Origin of the sequence: Acinetobacter sp. BD54, from assembly GCF_044778325.1 — a bacterium.
Lineage (GTDB): Bacteria > Pseudomonadota > Gammaproteobacteria > Pseudomonadales > Moraxellaceae > Acinetobacter > Acinetobacter baumannii.
Map to the genome: position 1 here is coordinate 242,536 of NZ_JANJEP010000001.1, position 20,287 is coordinate 262,822.

The window sequence follows — 20,287 nt, forward strand, 5'->3', positions numbered from 1 at the left end:
TTATTTAATCGGCATAAACTGTAAACTATGCGCTATTTTTATGATTTGGCTTATCTTCTTATATTTATCTAGATAAGTTTTTTGGACTTTTGAGATATTTCCTCTTATGAAAGCGTCACTCCGTTTACGTCTTGATCAACTCTGTGATCGTCATGAAGAACTTACTGCATTGCTTGCAGATGCAGAAGTGATTTCCGATAACAAACGTTTCCGTAAACTGTCTCGTGAACATAGTGATTTAACTGAAATTACCGAAGTTTGGGGCAAATACCGTCAAGCAGAAGAAGATATTGAAACTGCTGAAATGATGAAGTCGGACCCTGACTTTAAAGATATGGCAGAAGAAGAAATTCAAGCAAATAAAGCATTGCTTGAAGAATTAGAAAGCCAGCTTAATATTTTGATGATTCCAAAAGATCCAAATGACTCTAATGCTGCATATTTAGAAATTCGTGCTGGGACGGGCGGTGATGAAGCTGCAATTTTCTCAGGCGATTTATTCCGTATGTATAGCAAATATGCCGAATCGCAAGGTTGGCGTATTGAAGTCCTTTCTGAAAATGAAGGCGAGCATGGTGGTTTTAAAGAAGTCATTTGCCGTGTAGATGGTGATGGTGTGTATGGCCGCTTAAAGTTCGAAAGTGGCGCGCATCGTGTACAACGTGTTCCAGCAACTGAATCACAAGGTCGTGTGCATACGTCAGCTTGTACAGTAGCAATCTTGCCTGAAATTGACGTTGATACTAACGTTGAAATTAACCCGGCAGATTTGCGTATTGATACTTACCGTGCGTCAGGTGCGGGTGGTCAGCACATTAACAAAACCGATTCGGCAGTACGTATTACTCACATTCCAACCGGTACAGTCGTTGAGTGCCAAGAAGAACGTTCACAGCATAAAAATAAAGCTAAGGCGATGGCATTGCTAGTATCACGTCTAGAAAATGCTAAACGTGCAGCAGCCGATGCAGCAACTTCTGAAATGCGCCGTGATTTGGTCGGTTCTGGTGACCGCTCTGAACGTATCCGTACTTATAACTACCCGCAAGGACGTATGACGGATCACCGTATTAACCTAACTTTATATAAGTTAGATGCCATTATGGAAGGTGATCTAACGGAATTGCTCGATAGTTTACATCGTGAATATCAGGCAGATCAGCTTGCGATGCTTGCACAGGAAAATGGCGGCTAATGAATATTGCTCAAGCGCTTGCAATTCGTGGTGAGCCTGACAGTTATGAACGACAGGAAAATGCTTGGTTACTTGAGCATTTTCTAAAAATCAATTCTCTCGAATTAAAGTTCAGACTTGAGCAAGAGTTAACAGCCCAACAAGAGCAAGATTACTTGGCTGGTCTTGAACGTATCCAAAATGGTGAGCCTTTAGCCTATGTGACAGGTTCGCAGCCATTTTGGACGCTCGATTTAAAAGTAACGTCGGATACTTTAGTGCCACGACCAGATACTGAGGTTTTAGTTGAAACTGTTTTAAATCTAAATTTGCCAAAGAATGCAAATATCGTGGATTTGGGAACGGGAACAGGTGCAATTGCGCTTGCATTGGCAAGTGAACGTCCAGACTGGTTCGTCACAGCAACTGATATTTACGCACCTACTTTAGAAGTCGCAAAAGAAAATGCACAAACACACGGCTTGCATCATGTGAAATTTGCTTGTGGCGTTTGGTATGAAGCACTAGAACCCCAACAATTTGATTTAATTGTTTCTAATCCGCCGTACATTGACCCTGAGGATGAACACATGCAAGCTTTGGCAACAGAGCCGCGCCGTGCATTGGTTGCAGACCATCATGGGTTAGCCGATATTGAAATTATTATTGCCCAAGGCAAAAACTGGTTAAAACCACAAGGCTGGATTGCACTGGAACATGGTTACGATCAGGGGCAAGCTGTTCGAGGCATTTTCGCAGAGCATGGTTTTAGTGAGATTAGAACTATACAAGACTATGGCCAAAATGATCGAGTCACTTTGGCATCATTATTAATAAAATAAGAATAACTCAAGCTGTAGAGTTAAGGGTTGCTTCCCGATAAGCGCCGGGGCTGACACCCGTCCATTTTTTAAAAGCACGGTGAAAAGCACTTGGATCATGGAAATTTAAGTCTTCACTAATATCTTGTATTGAATCATTGCTTTTGCTTAAACGTTCAATTGCAATATCACAGCGAATTTCATTTTTAATTTGTTGATAACTCACTCCTTCATGTTTAAGTCGGCGTTGAACGGTAGCTTCTGAAATATTGAGCTGCTGTGCGACATCTTTGAGTTCAGGCCATTCGGCTGGGTGAAGTTTTAATAAATGACGCCGAATAACAACACTCAATGCATTTTCATTTTTAAAACGAACTAAAAGATTTTGTGGAGTTTGCTCTAAAAAATCATAAAGCGCTTTTTTATCTTTTTTAATTTTAATATCTAAATAGTGGGCATCAAATTCAATCTGATTTGTCTCGGCATTAAATTGTATATCTTCACAAAAGCGTACCAAATAATCTTGAATATCGTTCGGTTTTGGACAACGTACAGCAATATGGTTTAAGCCAATTCTTTGATCGACTAACCAACACATAAGCCCATGTACCAACATTAAAAAGGTTGCGTAGGTAAACATACGTTTGGGTTGTTCTTGATCATGAATCACCAAATAAGCTTTTTCTTGTTCTCGAATGAGTTCTCCTCGTATATCGTCAAGCACAAAATTAAAAAACTTCAAAATATCGTAGAGCGCTTTTTCTAAAGTTTCAGCCGTACTGACGAGTTTTGTAAGTAATTTATAACTACCACGGCGCATAGGGTGCCTATCCATGCCAAAAAACTCGTCATCCATGGCATTGGCAAGTTCTATCCATAATTGTGCATACGTTGCTACCGGAACACGCGCTTTAGGTGTCATAAGTAATTCAGCAGGAATGCCAGCTTTATTCAAAATAATTTGAGTATTGAGCCCTTTGGCATAAGCCGCACTTAATGCTTCATGTACCAGTGCAATCGAAATTGTTCCTTTACTTAAAGAAGATTGGACAACCATGTCAAAGACTCATTTTTTTACGTATTTCAAGTGAAATATTTCATATTCAAAATTTGGATTGATCAAAAGCTGCAAGCATTTTGAGGTTTTTTGAAATTGTATCGGAAAAAAACAACTTTTACTCTCACTACTAAGCTTAAAGAACATTTCTATAGGACATTACATAATGAAAATTCAAGGGAAACATTTTGTGATTACAGGTGGTGGCTCTGGTTTAGGGGCTGCGACTGCTGAGTATTTGGTAAAGCAGGGTGCCTCAGTCACATTAGTGGACATGAATATAGAAGCAGGTGAGCAGCAGGCGAAACAACTAGGATCAAAAGCTGACTTTGTAAAACTTGATGTAACCGATGAAGCAGCTGCTGAGCAGTTCTTTAAAGATGTGTTGGCCAAACATGGTCATTTGCATGGTTTGGTTAATTGTGCCGGTATTGGCCCTTCTGCAAAAGTAGTTGGCCGTGAGGGCGTTCATGACTTGGGGTTATTTGCAAAAACTTTAAATATTAATGTCACAGGTACATTTAACATGCTGCGTTTTGCAGCAGATGCAATGAGTAAAAACACGGTGGAAGCGGGTGAAGAAGACCGTGGCATCATTGTGAACACTGCTTCTGTTGCGGCATTTGACGGTCAAATTGGACAGGCAGCTTATTCTGCATCAAAAGGCGCTATTGTGGCGATGACTTTGCCGATTGCTCGTGAGCTAGCACGACATGCCATTCGTATTATGACCATTGCACCGGGAATTATGGAAACTCCAATGCTTAAGGGTATGCCACAAAATGTACAAGATGCTTTGGGACAAATGGTGCCGTACCCATCTCGTTTAGGAAAACCAGAAGAGTTTGCTCGTTTGGTTGCCCATATTGCTGAAAACTCTTACTTAAATGGTGAAGTCATCCGTTTAGATGGTGCAATTCGCATGGCAGCAAAATAATAAAATAAGGATGTTGAAATGATTCTAAATGCTGAACAAAGTATGGTTCAGGAGATGATGCGTAACTATGCGCAAAATCAGTTAAAACCAACTGCTGCACATCGCGATAAGACCCATGAATTTCCGGCTCAGGAATTAAAAGACTTAGGTGCCCTAGGCGCTATGGGGATGACTGTGCCCGATGAATGGGGCGGTGCCGGAATGGATTATGTATCTTTGGTACTCGCAATTGAGGAAATTGCCGCAGGCGATGGTGCTATTTCGACAATCGTAAGCGTACAAAACTCTTTGATTTGCGGTATTACACTGGCATACGGTTCAGAGCAGCAAAAACAAACCTATTTGCCAAAATTTGCCTCTGGTGAATGGCTAGGATGCTTTTGTTTAACTGAGCCACATGTCGGTTCCGATGCGAGCGCGATTTTATGTAAAGCAGAGCGAGATGGCGACCATTGGGTACTCAATGGCGTAAAGCAATTTATTACCAGTGGTAAAAATGCTCAAGTGGCTTTGGTATTTGCGGTTACAGATAAACAGGCTGGCAAAAAAGGCATTTCGTGTTTTCTTGTACCCACGAATACACAAGGCTACTTGGTGACTCGTATTGAAGACAAAATGGGTCAACATGCTTCGGACACCGCAACCATTACGTTAGAGGACTGCCGGATTCCTTTAGAAAATTTGGTGGGACAAGAAGGTGAAGGTTATAAAATTGCATTATCTAATTTAGCGGCCGGTCGTATTGGTATTGCGGCTCAATCTGTTGGTATGGCAAGAGCTGCTTTTGATGCAGCCGTACAATATGCAAACGAGCGTAAGGCCTTCGGTGTAGAGCTGGTTCAGCATCAGGCGGTTGGTTTTCGCTTAGCTGATATGGCAACCCAGATTGAAGCGGCACATCAGCTAGTTTTGCATGCGGCAACTTTAAAAGATGCGGGACTACCTTGTTTAAAAGAGGCCTCAATGGCCAAACTCTTTGCATCAACTATGGCTGAGCGAGTATGTTCGGATGCAATCCAGATTCATGGCGGTTATGGATACGTCAGTGATTTCCCTGTTGAGAGAATTTATCGTGATGTCCGTGTAAGCCAGATTTATGAAGGTGCTTCTGATATTCAGCGTTTGGTGATTGCTCGTGAAGTGGCTCAAGTTTAGATCATAAGGTATTGAGTTTTTAAACTTAAAACTGCAAGAAGCCGCACACCATGTGCGGTTTCTTGCAATTGAAATGATGCATTTTTGCTATTAGTTTTGTTTGAAATAGATGGGAAAGTTGAAGAAATATTCTTCGAGCTTTAGCTAAAACAATAACAGTCAGGACAGATTTTGTGGCCTTACACAAAATCAATCATCAAACGGAATGAAGGTGAGCATCATGAAAACTTTGGCAGAAGCTTATCAGCAATTTGATCTTGAAAAACTCATTGAAGAGCAACTTGTTGGGCGCCCCCAAGCGATAAATGCTTATGTTGAGTGCTGTGAGCGTTATGTAGGAAAAAATAAAACAGCGCTCATTTGGGAAGGAAAAAACGGACAGGCAGAGCTCTATACGTTCGAACAACTTGCTGAACTTTCTGGAAAACTTGCTAACTTCTTTAAAGCACAAGGAATTCAAGCTGGAGATTGTATTGCAGGACTTCTACCAAGAACGCCTGAGTTATTAATTACAATTTTGGCAGCATGGCGTATAGGCGCTATTTATCAGCCTTTATTTACTGCCTTTGAAGCAAAATCGATTGATCACCGAATTACGACTGCTCAAACTAAATTGATTGTGACCAATGATGAACAGCGCCCTAAACTGAATACCTTGAATGTTCCGGTTATTGTAACTGTTCATCAAACAGGTCTTTTATCTGAGCATGACTTTGATTTTTGGCAATCTTTACAACGATATTCTGAGCAATGTGAGCCAGTAAATCGTAGCTTTGATGATGACTTTTTAATGATGTTTACCTCAGGCACAACTGGACTTGCGAAGTCTGTACCCGTTCCACTAAAAGCAATTTTAGCATTTAAAGGTTATATGACTCATGCTGTCGATTTGCGTGAAGAGGATATGTTCTGGAATCTGGCAGATCCGGGCTGGGCGTATGGATTGTATTATGGCATTACCGGGCCTTTAAGCTTGGGGCATAGCATTATTATGGATGAGCGTTCATTTAATGTAGATCAGGCAATAGAATTAATTAAAAAATATAAAGTAAGTAATTTAACAGGATCGCCTACAGCATTTCGCATGTTCTTTGGTTTTAAGGAAAAATTTGACCCTTCAATTAAACAACATTTACGCGTAGTGAGCAGTGCAGGTGAGCCATTAACTCCTGAGGTTGTGAACTGGTTTAAGCAGGATTTAGAGGTCAATATTTTTGATCAATATGGCCAAACTGAGCTAGGGATGGTGATTGCAAATCATCATGCTCTTGAGCATCCATTAAAAGTAGGTTCAGCTGGTTTTGCAATACCTGGACATCGTTTTGCGGTGTTAGACCAAAATTATCAAGAATTGCCAACTGGTGGTGTTGGTATTTTGGCAATGGACTCGGAGCAATCTCCATTGATGTGGTTTAAAGGTTATGGTGGCAATAATCGCAAAGCCTTTGTTGGCAAATACTATTTAACTGGTGACACGGTCACTTTAAACGAACATGGGGGCATTAATTTTGTGGGTCGTGCTGACGATGTCATTACAACTTCGGGCTATAGAGTTGGACCATTTGATGTTGAAAGTACTTTATTAGAGTGTGAGGCCGTATTAGAGTCAGCAGTAATTGGTAAGCCAGATCCGGAACGAACCGAAATAGTCAAAGCTTTTGTGGTACTTAAGCCTGCTTATCAAGCGTGTGAAACATTAAAAGATAAGTTACAGCAATATGTTCGTAACCGTTTATCTCGTCATGCTTATCCAAAGGAAATTGAGTTTGTGGACAGTCTACCGAAAACCACGAGCGGAAAAATTCAAAGAGGACTGTTGAAGCAGCAAGAAATTGCAAAAATGCAGCAAGCCTACGCAAGCTAATTTGAACAAAGGGAAATATTTAGAATTTCCCTTTATTCTTTATATTAAAGATCGGCTTTCACTTCCTCACCAATTAAATAAAATGTTCCACCAGCAATATAGTGCAGGCTACGAAGTTCTTTTGGTGCATCTTGAAAATGCCAGTGCCCATCTCTAAAAACGCGACTATCTGCCCATGCACCTACAACAGAACCAATAAATAGGTCATGAGCTGACTGATTATGTGGTTCAGGAATAAGTTTACATACCAGCCATGCGATACAACCTGATACAAGCGGACTGGTCAGATCTTTTTGGTAAAACAGCTCAACCCCGCAGTGTTCAAGTTTTTGTGGGTCATCTAATTTGCTAATGGTACCAAGTTGCTTGGTCATATTGAGCTGTGCATAGCAAGGAACTTGTAGTGTGAAATAACCACTTTGCTCAACCAGCTGTCGGGTTTTAGTGCTTTTATCTAAAACGACAGTCACTTTGGCAGGCTTAAACTCTAAGGCACATGCCCATGCGGCAGCCATCACGTTACGGTCATCACCATGCTGAGCAGAGACTAGTACAGTTGGACCATGATTTAACAAACGATAAGCTTTTTCTAACTCTACTGGTGCAATATATGATTGGGACATATTTAGCCTAAGTAATACAGAAAAGGGATAGCTCTATTGTTGCAGAAAGCATGTGAGAAGTAATGTAATAGGGGATTAACCGAATAAAAAAGTTGTTTCCATTTTATAGCTTTCCTAATGACGAACTTAGTCATAAAATCACTTGGCTTCTAAGTGAAAGGATTAACGTGTGACCGAGCTTCAAGATATCGATTTTGTAGAGTTAAGTGATGAAGAAATGCATCTCTATAGCCGTCAGATTTTACTTGATGGATGGGATATTGAAGCTCAGGAAAAACTTAAACTCGCCAATGTATTAATTGTCGGTGCTGGCGGAATAGGTTGTAGTAGCGCGGAACTACTTGCACGAGCAGGAGTTGGGAAAATTACCCTCATTGATGCAGATACCATTGAGATAAGTAATTTACAACGTCAAATCGCATTTGGTCATGAAGATATTGGACGTTATAAAGCTGAAGTTTTAGCTAAACGGTTACAGAAAATTAACCCTTATATCTGTGTTGAATACTTTAACGAACGTTTAGACGAACATAACATTGATAAACTAGTTGAACATCAAGACGTCGTTTTAGATGGCTGTGATAACTTTACAACGCGTTATTTAGTGAATGCAGCTTGTAAAAAGCATCAAGTCGCATTAATTAGCGCTTCTGCAATTGGTTTTCAGGCGCAAATGTTTATGGTTGAAGGTGATTCAGCTTGTTATGAATGTTTGTTCCCGAAAGAACAACATGCCAATGAAGGGCTGCGATGTGCGGAATCTGGTGTGCTTGCGACTACACCTGTAATGATTGCGTCATTACAAGCACATCACACTTTATTGTATTTAGGACTAAACAGAACGCCGCTAAAACAAAAACTGTTACTTTGGGATGGGTTAAATATGATGCAACGTATTGTTAATTTTGATAAAGACATAAATTGTCCACTTTGTCAGGCAAGCTAATCAGCAAATAAACCAAAATTTGCTACACTTGATTTGAATATTCTGGTTTTAAAGAAATATGAAAAAAAATATTTTATTTGATGGATTGCGCTCTGTTGCCCGCATCGGTGAAACCGCAGTAGTTGCGGCTAAAGCCGGTATTAAGTATGCAACTGATAAGCCAAGTAATGCCAAACTTATGCGTGAGACTTTTGAGTCGCTTGGCTCAACATATATTAAGCTTGGTCAGTTTATCGCGAGTACCCCATCGCTATTCCCACGTGAGTATGTAGAAGAATTCCAAGGCTGTTTAGACCAGACCCCAACTTTACCTTTTAGCTATATTCAAGGTGTACTTGCGTCTGAGTTTGAAGGGCGTGATTTAAGCCAGATTTTTAGTTATATCGATGAAACACCACTAGCTTCTGCCTCAATTGCTCAGGTTCATGCGGCTAAACTAACTACTGGTGAAGATGTCGTTATTAAAGTACAAAAACCGGGTGTTGAAACCATTTTGTACACTGACCTAAATGTGGTGCATTGGGCTGCTAAATTGCTTGAACGTGCGGTACCTAAAATTAAATTTGCCGCTCTTTCTGACATTGTTGATGAAATTAAAACCCGTATGGTGCGTGAAGTCGATTTCATTGAAGAAGCACAAAATTTAGATGACTTTGTGGAATATTTAAATATTTCCCAAAACCAAGCTGCTACTGCACCTAAAGTTTATCATCAGTTTTCTACGCGCCGTGTTTTGACCATGCAGCGTTTATATGGGGTCCCTTTGACAGACTTTAGCGTGGTTAAACAATATGCTAAAGATCCATCGCAAGCACTCATTACTGCCATGAACACATGGTTTGGTAGCTTAATGTTATGTAAGAGCTTCCATGCGGACTTACATGCTGGGAACCTAATGTTGCTTGAAGATGGACGTATTGGTTTTATCGATTTTGGTATCGTGGGGCAGTTAAAGCCGGAAGTTTGGACAGCATGTATTGCATTTATGGATGCTTTACAAAAAACTGATTATCAGGCAATGGCTGAAAACATGCTCAAAATGGGTATGACCCATAATAAAATTGACGTTCAGGTTTTAGCACAAGACCTAGAGCGTTTATTTAATGGTGTGTTAATGGCCGATCCACAGCAGATTTTGGCTTCTAATCCAGCCGATTTAAACGACATCATGATGGATATGGTAGCTGTTGGTGAGCGTCATGGTATTAAATTCCCTCGAGATTTTGCCTTATTATTTAAGCAAATGCTTTATTTCGATCGTTTTATGCGCGTACTCGCACCTTATACTGATATTTATGCAGACCAACGTTTGAAAATGGTTCAAAATATGGAACCTGCTTCGTTGTTAAAGCACTAAGGTCAGTTTAAATTTATGGATGCCATTATTATTGAAGGCTTGAAGGTTGAGACAGTGATTGGCTGTTTCAACTGGGAAAGACAAATCATTCAACCTTTAATGTTGGATTTAACCATCCATAATGATTTGAGCCGAGCTGCAGCGTCTGACAAGCTTGAGGACACACTCAACTATGCCCAGATTTGTGAATTATCGGCTCAAACCATTCAGAAAGCTAAGCCCGAATTAATCGAGCATGCAGCACATCTCGTTCTGCAATGTTTGTTTGAAACCTTTCCAACAATTGAAAAAATTACCATAACCATCCGTAAGCCAGCCATCATTGCAGAAGCAAACGCTGTAGGAATTCGTCTTGAACGCACCAGAAACAATTTTTGCGCTCGCCCTAGCGAGTAATTTAGACGCAGATCAGCACTTTACTTTTGCTTATACGCAATTAGCAACTTTGGGGAAAGTGCAGTTTTCATCTGTTTATCAAATTCCATGCCGAGATGGTATTGGAGATGATTACTGGAATTCAGCATGTCTATTAAGAAGTACTTTAGCCTGTGAACAAATTGAATCTTTTTTAAAGAAACTTGAGACAGATTCGGGACGTGTTCGTCCGTCGCATCATATTTCTTTAGATGTAGATTTGATTGCATGGGGAAGTGATCTGGACCATATGCAATTTAATTCTAAAAAACTACCTTTAGCACTCGATGTCAAAATACCTTTATATGAACTTTGGCATTGTGAAATTTTAAAGGCTGATAGCACACTTTATCCAGTCGTTAATTTTAAAGTTTAATGCCTTTCAAACTAAATTTTACGCAAACTTTACGCGGGTTTTGACTTCTTCAATAGAGAATTTACGGGCATTTTATCGATACTGAAATTCACTAAATTAGTGTTATTTCAGGACAATAAAGATGCTTATAAATTCTCAAATGCGCATCTTGCATCAGTCTGGCATTGTCTTATGCCGACTAAAAACAAATGATATCTCTTCATCTCTCCTTATTTCCAGCTTGGCAAATCAAGCCAAGGAGTATAGAGGAGAATAGTCATGTTAGAACTTATACTTGTTTTATTTATTGCTATTTTTCTAGCATGGTGCCTCGGTAAATATCTATCCAAAGTGATGGCAAATCAGCCGATGTGGGGTGATGGATTATTCCGCTGGATTGAAAATCCTGTATATCGCTTATTAGGTGTATCTCCACAACAACAAATGAACTGGAAACAATATTCTCTAGCATTTGTTGTGAGCTGTATTTTTCTTGCAGTGGCTATTCTTGCTATTTTTATGACGCAAGCATGGCTACCATTAAACCCGAACCATGCACCAAATATGAGTTGGGATTTAGCGTTACACACGGTTATTTCATTTTTAACAAACACCAACCAACAGCATTATTCTGGGCAAGCTCAATTATCTTATTTGTCGCAAATGACAGGTATTGTAGGTTTGCAAGTCATTACTCCAATGATGGGGCTGGCTTTGGTTGTTGCGACATTAAGAGCTTTCTTTTATCAGCGTCCAAGCCATATTGCGGCCGATGTTGCCGAGCAGCCAGATCAAATTTTAATTGGTAACTATTGGGCAGATGTAATTCGTCCTACAGTTCGCTTTTTGCTTCCACTCTGTTTTGTCTGGTCATTATTGCTTAACAGCCAAGGCGTGCCATCAACTTTCCAGAGTGGGCCAGAAGTACAGCTTATTGATAAAGCCAATAGCGTTGAAACTCAAAAAATTCCTTTAGGACCAGTTGCGCCAATGGTGGCGATTAAGCAATTAGGTAGTAACGGTGGTGGTTGGTACGGTCCAAATAGTTCTGTGCCTTTAGAAAATCCAACACCATTTTCTAATTTACTAGAAATGATTGCGATCTTACTTATTCCAATCACAGTCATTTTTATGGTCGGGCATTTTACTCAGCGTAAAAAATTTGCCTACTTTGTGTTTGGTAGCATGCTTTTCATGTCGATTATTTCAGGTGCAGCGGCTGTCTGGTCTGAGAGTATGTCATCGACAGCATCTCAACTTGCCATAATGGAAGGTAAAGAACAACGTTTTGGACCAGCCGCATCAGCAGTTTGGGCAGCGATCACTACACAGGTGAATAACGGTTCGGTCAATATGATGCATGATTCTTCTGCGCCGGTCACTGGGCTGGTTGAACTCATTAACATGCTGATTAATGCCATTTGGGGTGGTGTGGGCTGTGGTCTGCAACAGTTTATGATTTATCTGTTACTCGCAGTGTTTATTGCAGGTTTAATGACAGGTCGTACTCCAGAGTTGTTTGGACACAAGATTGAAGCGGCAGAAATTAAGTTGCTCGCGATTATTATCTTGATTCAACCTTTAGTCATTCTTGCATTTACCGCATTAAGCCTCAGCGTTCCAGGCATATCTGGAATTAGTAATCCGGGACCACATGGTATTAGCCAAGTGTTCTACGAATATGTTTCTGCATTTGCCAACAATGGTTCAGGTTTTGAAGGTCTTGGAGACAACACTGTATGGTGGAATGTCACTTGTAGTATCGCTCTACTGTTAGGACGTTTTCCGACCTTAATTTTGCCATTAATGATTGCGACACGTTTAGCAGCAAAAAGAAAAGCACCCGAAACAGCAGGTAGTCTTCAGGTTGAAACTCCAACCTTTGCTTTAACACTGATTACGATTGTTGTGTTGCTTACCTTATTACAATTTATGCCAGTTCTTGTCCTTGGGCCTATTGCCGATCAACTTTTGTTGGTTAAAGGCTAAGGAGGCGAGTGAAAATGAATACACAAACTCATGTAAATAGCCATAAACAAACCATGGCAGTGCCAAATTTTGAAGTTTGGAAAAATGCATTTGTGAAACTGCTACCGCAGCATGCAATTAAAAACCCTGTGATGGCAACTGTATGGCTTGGAACAGTGGTTACAGGCATTAGTACAATCTTAGGTTACACCGCGCTGTTATTTGGTTTAGTGGTTACAGCAATTCTGTTTATTACCATTTTATTTGCTAACTATGCCGAAGCAGTTGCAGAGGCTAGAGGCCGTGGGCAGGCATCTTCATTACGTGCAGCAAGAGAAAATTTAACAGCTCGAAGACTCAACTCTTTGACAGACCGTCAAGCGACTCAAGTTGCAGCGACCGAACTTCATTTAAATGATTTTATTGAAGTACATGCAGGTGAGCTTGTTCCAGCCGACGGTGAGATTGTAGAAGGCTTTGCAACTATTAATGAATCGGCTGTTACAGGTGAGTCAGCACCTGTGCTACGTGAAGCTGGAACAGACCGTTCAGGTGTTATTGGTGGAACCAAAGTACTTACAGATTGTATTGTTGTGCAAGTGACTGCTGAATCTGGTCAAAGTTTCTTAGACCGTATGATTGCTTTGGTTGAAGGCTCAAATCGCCAGAAAACTCCGAATGAGATTGCGCTTGGCTTCTTGTTAATGGTGATGACAATCACGTTTTTAATTGTCGTGATTAGCTTGCCATTTATTGCCAAGTATTTGCATATTGAACTTGATCCAGTTGTGCTCGTGGCGTTATTGGTCTGCTTGATTCCTACAACTATTGGGGGCTTGTTACCTGCGATTGGTATTGCGGGCATGAACCGCGCACTTAAAGCCAATGTTTTGGCGAAATCAGGTAAAGCTGTCGAAGTTGCGGGTGACATTGATGTGCTTTTACTCGATAAAACAGGAACCATTACTTATGGTGATCGTCAAGCGACTTCTTTTTATCCTTTAACTTCGGTAACCGAGTCTGAATTAAGAGCTGCTGCTTGGGTAAGTTCACTTGCCGACCCAACACCAGAAGGTAAATCGATTGTTAAGTTAGCAAAAGAGCAAGGCTTAAAACAGCAAGAACCTGAGCAAGCTGAATTTATCTCTTTTAGTGCTTCGACTCGAATTTCTGGTGTGAATTTACCGAATGGTGACCAAATTCGTAAAGGTGCTTTAGATGCAATCTTGAAATTTGTAGATGAAGATTATTCTCAAGATTTAGAGTTAAAAGCACGTGTTGAGCAAGTTGCCAAAAAGGGTGCGACACCATTGGTTGTCGCAAATCAACATCATGTACTGGGGGTGATTGAACTCTCAGATGTGATTAAACACGGCATTAAAGAACGTTTTGCTCGTTTAAGAGAAATGGGCATCAAAACCGTCATGGTCACAGGCGATAACCCATTAACTGCTGCTGCGATTGCTGCTGAAGCAGGGGTAGATGACTATATTGCCGAAGCAAAACCAGAAGATAAATTGGCTTGTATTCGCACCGAACAACAACAAGGTCGTTTAGTTGCGATGGTCGGTGACGGAACCAACGATGCGCCGGCATTAGCACAAGCTGATATTGGTTTAGCCATGAATTCAGGCACACAAGCTGCAAAAGAAGCTGGCAATATGGTCGATTTAGACTCAGACCCAACCAAACTACTTGCTGTGGTTGAGATTGGGAAACAGCAGCTGATTACCCGTGGCGCTTTAACAACATTTTCGTTGGCAAACGACGTCTCTAAATACTTTGCCATCTTGCCTGCATTGTTCGCTGCTGCGATTCCACAAATGCAAGTATTGAATGTAATGCACTTAGCAAGTCCAAACAGCGCGATTTTATCTGCATTAATTTTTAACGCGATTATTATCCCGCTATTAATTCCAATCGCACTCCGAGGCGTCAAATTTAAACCTTCAACGGCAACTCAGTTACTACGTCGAAATATGTTGATTTATGGAGTGGGTGGTGTGGTTCTACCATTTATTGCCATCAAAGCGATTGATGTAGTGATTGTTCAATTATTTGGTTTGTAATCTGGAGTTTGAAATGAAAACTTATGCACAAAATTCAGAAGCAAATTTGGGTCAGACCTTAAGAGCATCTTTGGGATTATTAATTTTTACTCTGGTGGGTTGCGGTGCTATTTATAGTGCGATCGCTACAGGTGCGGGACAGGTGTTATTCAAAAATCAAGCAAATGGTAGTTTGATTGAAATAGACCATAAAGTTTTAGGGTCAAAATTAGTTGCTCAGCCATTTGTTGGAGAGGCTTATTTTCATCCACGTCCTTCAGCAGTCGCTTATGACCCGATGGCGATGGCAGGTACAAACTTAGCGCGTACTAATCCTGAGCTACAGCAACAAATTGATGCTCAGATTCTTGCTGTGAAAAAACAAGATCACACGGGCAATACACCTATACCAAGTGATTTGGTGACTAAATCTGGTAGTGGTATTGATCCGCATATTAGTCCTGAATCTGCTCAGTTACAGGTTGCTCGAGTGGCTCAAGCGCGTCATTTAGACCCTAAAGTTGTAGAAGAGTTACTTCAAAAGCATATTGAACCAGCTCAGTTTGGTGTACTAGGGCAAGCTCGTGTTAATGTATTAGAGCTAAATATCGCTTTAGATCAATTACAATCTACACATTAACTTAAAAATAAAGTTGTTAGTTTACCGGATGATATCAAGTGCAAAGCAATCGCGAAAATCAGGCTGAGGCCTTATTAAATCATGTTAATAGATATCAAGCCGGTCGACTAACGGTCTTTCTTGGTGCGGCACCAGGTGTAGGAAAAACCTATGCCATGCTCGCCCGCGCTAAAGAACTATTTCAACAGGGCACAGATGTTGTTGTTGGTATTGTTGAAACCCACGGAAGAATTGAAACTCTAAAAATTTTGGAAGGGTTGCCTCAAATTGCTAGAAAGGAAATGCAATATCAGGGGCATACTTTAGAAGAAATGGACTTGGATGCTATTTTACTTAGGCATCCGCAAATCGTTTTAGTTGATGAACTGGCTCATCGCAACGTCCCAAATAGTCGCCATGAACGACGTTGGCAAGACGTCAATGAATTGCTAGACGCAGGTATTGATGTATTCACCACTATAAATATTCAACATTTAGAAAGCTTAAATGATGTGGTGTACCAGATTACGGGAATCCGAGTAAATGAAACGGTACCAGATCGGGTATTTGACCGTATTCGGGACATTCGCTTAATTGATTTACCCGTCAGTGAACTCATTGAAAGGCTCCATCAAGGAAAAGTCTATGTACCAGAGCAAGCAAATCTGGCATTACAAGGCTTTTTTAGCATTTCAAATTTAACAGCATTACGTGAACTCGCAATGCAATGCGTTGCTGAGCATGTCGATTCAGACTTAAAAGAGAGTTATGCCTCAAAGGGATTGAAATCTATCTCGTTGCAAAATGAATTGATGATTGCGATAGATGGGCAAGGCTCTTCTGAATATTTAGTACGGGCAGGCTGCCGTTTAGCAGAACGTAATGGTGCTACATGGACTGTAGTGAATGTTGCTAAAAGTTTAGACTTTGGGCAGAGTTCAGTGAGTTCTTATAAAAAAGAATACATCGAGATTGACCGTGCGTTTGAGTTGGCTCGGCAACTCGGTGGCCGAACAGAGGTTTTATATGGGCCGCGAGTTGCGTCAGTGTTAATGGATGCCGCCGTTGACCGAGGTATTTCCAATCTGGTGATTGGTAAAAGTATTTCACCGTGGTGGTTAAAGTTATTTAAGAAAAATTTAGCTCAGCAATTATTAAATCAAGAAAACTCGATTGCTTTAACCATTTTGCACCCAGAACAGGGCACTAAAAAGATTAATCAGTTCGGAAAACCTTCATTTTTATCATTAAAAGAAAGTGTTTTTGTTTTAGCTGTTACATGCGCAAGTATTTTTATAGCTCACTTCGCAGAAGTTCTATTTGGTATTGAAGACTTCTCTGTCATTTTTATTATTTCTGTTTTAATTGTTGCAACTAAGACCCGAATGCTCGCTGCAGTAGTGGCTGCTCTTATTTGTTTCTTAGCCTATAATTTTTTCTTTATTGCCCCGCGTTATACCTTTCAGATTTCAGCACACCAAGGGGTAGTCACCGTTGTTGCTTTTTTTGCAGCAGCTTTAATTGCTGGCCGTTTAGCTTCTCAGTTACGCCAGCAAGTTTTGTCTTTAAAAGCTGCGAATGCCTACACTACGGTAATGCAAGACTTGGCGCGTAAGCTTTCTAGCGCAGTAAACCTTGAAGAAGTCATGCAAACAGGACGTATGACTTTAGAAACACAACTTCAAACTAAAGTGTGGATTTCTATTCGAGATAAAGTTATTTCATCTGATATTGAGCTAAATGATAAAGAAAAAGTAGCCGCAGAATGGTGTTTGAAACACAAGCAGCCGTGCGGACGTTTTACCGATACTCTGAGTCAATCAAACTGGTGGTTTTTACCACTTTTAGAGCAGAAAAATAGCCTAGGTATTGTGGGAATTTACTTTAAGGATGACGTAGTTTCTCTAAATTTTGAGCAAAAGAAATTGACTGAAAGTGTAAGTGAATATATTGCACAGGCAGTACTGCGAACCCAATTGGTGAATGAGCTTGAACAAGCAAAAGTCACCAGTGAAACAGAGCGCTTACGTTCTGCTTTATTATCTTCGGTATCGCATGATTTACGCTCGCCACTCGCTTCTATTATTGGAGCAGCAGACACACTTGCCAATTTTAAAGCTGAAATGACAGAACAAGACCAACAAGATCTGCTTGAAACAATTCATTTAGAAGGTGAGCGCTTAGACCGTTATATTCAAAACTTGCTTGATATGACCCGTTTGGGACACGAAGGTCTAACTTTAAAAAGGGACTGGATTGGGGTGGATGAATTAATTGGTTCGGCAACCCGCCGTTTAAAGCGTTATAAACCAGATACGCAAGTGGTCGTTCAGTTACCTGAGCAACCGATTAGTTTGTATGTCCACCCAGCACTGGTAGAGCAAGCTATTTTTAATGTTTTAGAAAATGCGGCAAACTTTTCACCTCCAGATGAACCAGTCATGATTCGTACTCATCTTGTGTCAGAAGATGAAGTAAAAATAGAAATTGAAGATAAAGGTGCAGGAATCCCTGAAGACGAAAGACACCGCATTTTCGATATGTTTTATACGATGGAACGAGGAGACCGTGGAAAGTTTGGTACTGGTTTAGGGCTTACAATCGTAAAAGCGATTATTGGTGCTCATATGGGTACAATAGAAGCATTTTCAGGGCGCCAAAATAAAGGTACTTTAATTCAAATCAAATTACCCCTTCATCCAGTAAAAGAATAAGTTGTAAATTCATGATAAGTTCAGAAACATCACCTGTAGAAACACGTATTGTGATTATTGATGATGAGCCTCAAATCCGTAAATTTCTAGACATTGCTTTAAGAACTCAAAAATACAAAACTACGCTCTGCGAAACGGGTTACAAAGGCCTAGAGACTTTGGCAACCCAAGGAGCTGATTTGGTGATTCTAGACTTAGGCTTACCCGATTTAGATGGAAAAGAAGTGCTTCAAGAGTTACGTAGCTGGTCAAATGTGCCGGTTATTGTGCTATCTGTACGTGCCGATGAGTATGAAAAAGTTGCTTTGCTCGATGCTGGCGCAAATGATTACATGACCAAGCCGTTTAGTGTGCAAGAGCTTTTGGCACGTATCCGTGTCATTTTAAGAAATCAACCCATACAGCAAGAAGCGCATGTCTATGACGATGGTTATCTTAAAGTCGATGTCACGCAACGTTTGGTTTGGGTCGAGCAACAGCCAATTACTTTAACTCGAAAAGAGTTTCAACTTTTGACCCTATTAATGCGCTATCAAGGGCAACTTTTAACACAGCCACAGCTTTTAAAAGAACTATGGGGGCCAACTCATCAGGAAGATACGCACTATTTACGTATTTTAGTGGGCAAGTTACGCAGTAAACTGGGGGATAACGCAATTCAGCCACGCTATATTGCTACTGAACCTGGTGTAGGATTACGTTTTTTAGCTAAGCAGAAAAATCATTAATTAGATGTAAAAAAAAACCTTAGGGTATTTCTCCCTAAGGGTTTGCAAAGTGGTTTATAGTTTTTTGTTTATTTTATTCAAATATCCCAATGTTGTTCTGCTTCAGTCATTTGGCTGTAAATACTTTGATATTCAGCCTGTTTAACTGTGTACCAATGCTCTACAAAGTCAGCTCCTAAATATCCTTTTAAAATAAGGCTTCCTTTAAATATTTTTAAGGCTTCTGGTTGGTTGTTGGCTAATAAAATGTGCTCATCTTGAAACTTCAAAAGATGAGCAGGTTTTGGCAGCAGTAACTTATGAGATAAGCCATAAGATGCGCCCGCTAAAATAGTCGCTGTTACCAGATAGGGATTACAGTCCGCACCAGCAACACGATATTCTAAGCGTTGATTTTGTACGTCTGAGCATGGAATTCGGATTGCGACATTACGATTATTGGTATCCCAATTGGCTTCTAATGGCACATGATGCCCAATTTTAAAACGTCTATAAGAATTAATATTAGGCGCTAAAATCGCCATAGATGCAGGCATTAACTCAATTAGGCCACTAATCGCGCTCAATAATTTGGCTGAAAGCTCATCTTTTTCTTCTGAGCTAAATATATTTTGATGGTATTGATTCAGCATGCTCATATGAAAATGCATGCCACTACCAGCCTTTGCCAAGTTTGGTTTCGCCATGAAACAAGCGGTTAAGTCATGCTTTCTTGCGACTTGTTTTACAATTCTTTTTAAAGCATTAATTTGATCGCAGAGTTTTAAAATGTCATGGCTGTGTTGAAGATTTAATTCGTATTGTCCAGGGGATGATTCCGCAACAATTGCGGTAATTTCAATTGATTGTAGTAAGGCTGCTTTTTCAACTTCATCTAGGACTTGTTGATAGTTATTTGGCGCATCTATATCAAAACATTGGTTTTCTGAACATGTCTCGAATTGATGCTGAGGTGAGAAAAGGTAAAACTCTAGCTCGGCAGCCATGACAGGGAAATAATTATTAGCATGTAACTGATTTAATAATTTTTTTAATATATTACGTGGTTCATAGCGACAGTCTGAACCATCTTCTTCTTGCATGGATAGGTAAAGCTGAGCATTTAATTCTGGGGATAAGGCACTGGGTTGCAAGCTGTCTAAAATGGGCAGGCAAAGTCTATCTGGTTCACCAATATATTTTCCCAGACCTGTTTCTTCAATCACTTTTCCATCAAGGCTCATGGCATAAACAGAAAGAGGAAAATAACATCCATTCGATAGATTTTTTAGACTCTTAACGTCAATACGTTTGCCACGAATATGCCCGTTTAAGTCATGTAGACAAATATCAATGTGCTGAGTGTGAGGATATAAACTTAAATATTCATCAACTTCTTTCAAAAAAAGCTCTGAGTTGAACGTATGAATTTGCGTTTGTGGAATAAAATCATCTGATATTTTAAATGCCTTAAAGTGAGGATCTTTTAAGTTTAAATTTGGGTAAATATGAGTACTCATTATAAAAA

Annotated in this window: 17 protein-coding genes; 14 read left to right on the top strand and 3 right to left on the bottom strand. The window is 40.2% G+C overall.

The genetic code is table 11. From position 1 onward, the window contains the following. The first annotated feature begins 106 nt into the window (after positions 1-106). Both prfA and prmC read left to right on the top strand, forming a co-directional pair. Positions 107-1,195: a peptide chain release factor 1 gene (gene prfA / locus NQ782_RS01245; RefSeq protein WP_000648005.1), complete on the top strand. Its 1,089-nt coding sequence runs from the start codon at positions 107-109 to the stop codon at positions 1,193-1,195. Further along, complete coding sequence (gene prmC / locus NQ782_RS01250) at positions 1,195-2,016, top strand: peptide chain release factor N(5)-glutamine methyltransferase (protein WP_020753303.1); 822 nt, start codon at positions 1,195-1,197, stop codon at positions 2,014-2,016. The genes prfA and prmC overlap by 1 nt, the downstream gene beginning before the upstream one ends. A 7-nt stretch (positions 2,017-2,023) precedes the next feature. Here the strand turns inward: prmC and NQ782_RS01255 are convergent, their stop codons facing one another. Further along, the gene (locus NQ782_RS01255) at positions 2,024-3,052 is read right to left on the bottom strand and encodes an AraC family transcriptional regulator (RefSeq protein ID WP_057092838.1); all 1,029 of its coding nucleotides are present in this window, start codon (positions 3,050-3,052) and stop codon (positions 2,024-2,026) included. A 166-nt stretch (positions 3,053-3,218) separates the two neighbouring features. Here NQ782_RS01255 and NQ782_RS01260 point away from each other — a divergent pair, with 166 nt between their 5' ends. The 3 genes from NQ782_RS01260 (at position 3,219) to NQ782_RS01270 (ending at position 7,008) form a co-directional block, all read left to right on the top strand. Then, entirely contained in the window at positions 3,219-3,989 is a 771-nt protein-coding gene (locus NQ782_RS01260) for a 3-hydroxyacyl-CoA dehydrogenase (protein WP_000701529.1), read from the top strand. Between the two features lie 18 nt (positions 3,990-4,007). Then, positions 4,008-5,144, top strand: coding sequence for an acyl-CoA dehydrogenase family protein (locus NQ782_RS01265; RefSeq protein WP_000602467.1), 1,137 nt, complete (start codon positions 4,008-4,010; stop codon positions 5,142-5,144). A gap of 220 nt (positions 5,145-5,364) precedes the next feature. Continuing rightward, positions 5,365-7,008: an AMP-binding protein gene (locus tag NQ782_RS01270; RefSeq protein ID WP_057092836.1), complete on the top strand. Its 1,644-nt coding sequence runs from the start codon at positions 5,365-5,367 to the stop codon at positions 7,006-7,008. Between the two features lie 44 nt (positions 7,009-7,052). On the opposite strand, the gene NQ782_RS01275 is transcribed toward NQ782_RS01270, so the two are convergent. Then, positions 7,053-7,631, bottom strand: coding sequence for a flavin reductase family protein (locus NQ782_RS01275; protein WP_000083683.1), 579 nt, complete (start codon positions 7,629-7,631; stop codon positions 7,053-7,055). 169 nt (positions 7,632-7,800) lie between these two features. Between NQ782_RS01275 and NQ782_RS01280 the strand changes: the two genes are divergently transcribed. The 9 genes from NQ782_RS01280 to NQ782_RS01320 all read left to right on the top strand — a co-directional run bounded on the left by NQ782_RS01280 (position 7,801) and on the right by NQ782_RS01320 (position 18,780). Beyond that, complete coding sequence (locus NQ782_RS01280) at positions 7,801-8,577, top strand: HesA/MoeB/ThiF family protein (RefSeq protein ID WP_000137898.1); 777 nt, start codon at positions 7,801-7,803, stop codon at positions 8,575-8,577. Between the two features lie 58 nt (positions 8,578-8,635). After that, positions 8,636-9,934, top strand: a complete 1,299-nt coding sequence (locus NQ782_RS01285; protein ID WP_057092834.1) for an AarF/ABC1/UbiB kinase family protein — start codon at positions 8,636-8,638, stop codon at positions 9,932-9,934. Positions 9,935-9,949: 15 nt separating this feature from the next. Continuing rightward, on the top strand, positions 9,950-10,330 hold the full coding sequence (folB, locus tag NQ782_RS01290; RefSeq protein WP_000338779.1) for a dihydroneopterin aldolase: 381 nt from the start codon (positions 9,950-9,952) through the stop codon (positions 10,328-10,330). After that, complete coding sequence (locus tag NQ782_RS01295) at positions 10,287-10,724, top strand: 2-amino-4-hydroxy-6-hydroxymethyldihydropteridine diphosphokinase (RefSeq protein WP_057092832.1); 438 nt, start codon at positions 10,287-10,289, stop codon at positions 10,722-10,724. The genes folB and NQ782_RS01295 overlap by 44 nt, the downstream gene beginning before the upstream one ends. A gap of 258 nt (positions 10,725-10,982) precedes the next feature. Then, positions 10,983-12,692, top strand: a complete 1,710-nt coding sequence (gene kdpA, locus NQ782_RS01300; protein WP_267581170.1) for a potassium-transporting ATPase subunit KdpA — start codon at positions 10,983-10,985, stop codon at positions 12,690-12,692. A gap of 8 nt (positions 12,693-12,700) precedes the next feature. Continuing rightward, complete coding sequence (kdpB, locus tag NQ782_RS01305) at positions 12,701-14,740, top strand: potassium-transporting ATPase subunit KdpB (protein WP_086231037.1); 2,040 nt, start codon at positions 12,701-12,703, stop codon at positions 14,738-14,740. 13 nt (positions 14,741-14,753) lie between these two features. Then, the gene (gene kdpC / locus NQ782_RS01310) at positions 14,754-15,359 is read left to right on the top strand and encodes a potassium-transporting ATPase subunit KdpC (RefSeq protein ID WP_000860564.1); all 606 of its coding nucleotides are present in this window, start codon (positions 14,754-14,756) and stop codon (positions 15,357-15,359) included. Between the two features lie 38 nt (positions 15,360-15,397). Then, positions 15,398-18,052 (top strand): sensor histidine kinase KdpD, encoded by a 2,655-nt coding sequence (locus NQ782_RS01315; RefSeq protein WP_057092826.1) that lies wholly within the window; start codon positions 15,398-15,400, stop codon positions 18,050-18,052. Between the two features lie 11 nt (positions 18,053-18,063). Beyond that, on the top strand, positions 18,064-18,780 hold the full coding sequence (locus tag NQ782_RS01320; protein ID WP_000625753.1) for a response regulator: 717 nt from the start codon (positions 18,064-18,066) through the stop codon (positions 18,778-18,780). A 77-nt stretch (positions 18,781-18,857) separates the two neighbouring features. Here the strand turns inward: NQ782_RS01320 and NQ782_RS01325 are convergent, their stop codons facing one another. Continuing rightward, positions 18,858-20,279, bottom strand: coding sequence for a glutamine synthetase family protein (locus NQ782_RS01325; RefSeq protein ID WP_057092824.1), 1,422 nt, complete (start codon positions 20,277-20,279; stop codon positions 18,858-18,860). Between the last annotated feature and the right edge of the window lie 8 nt (positions 20,280-20,287).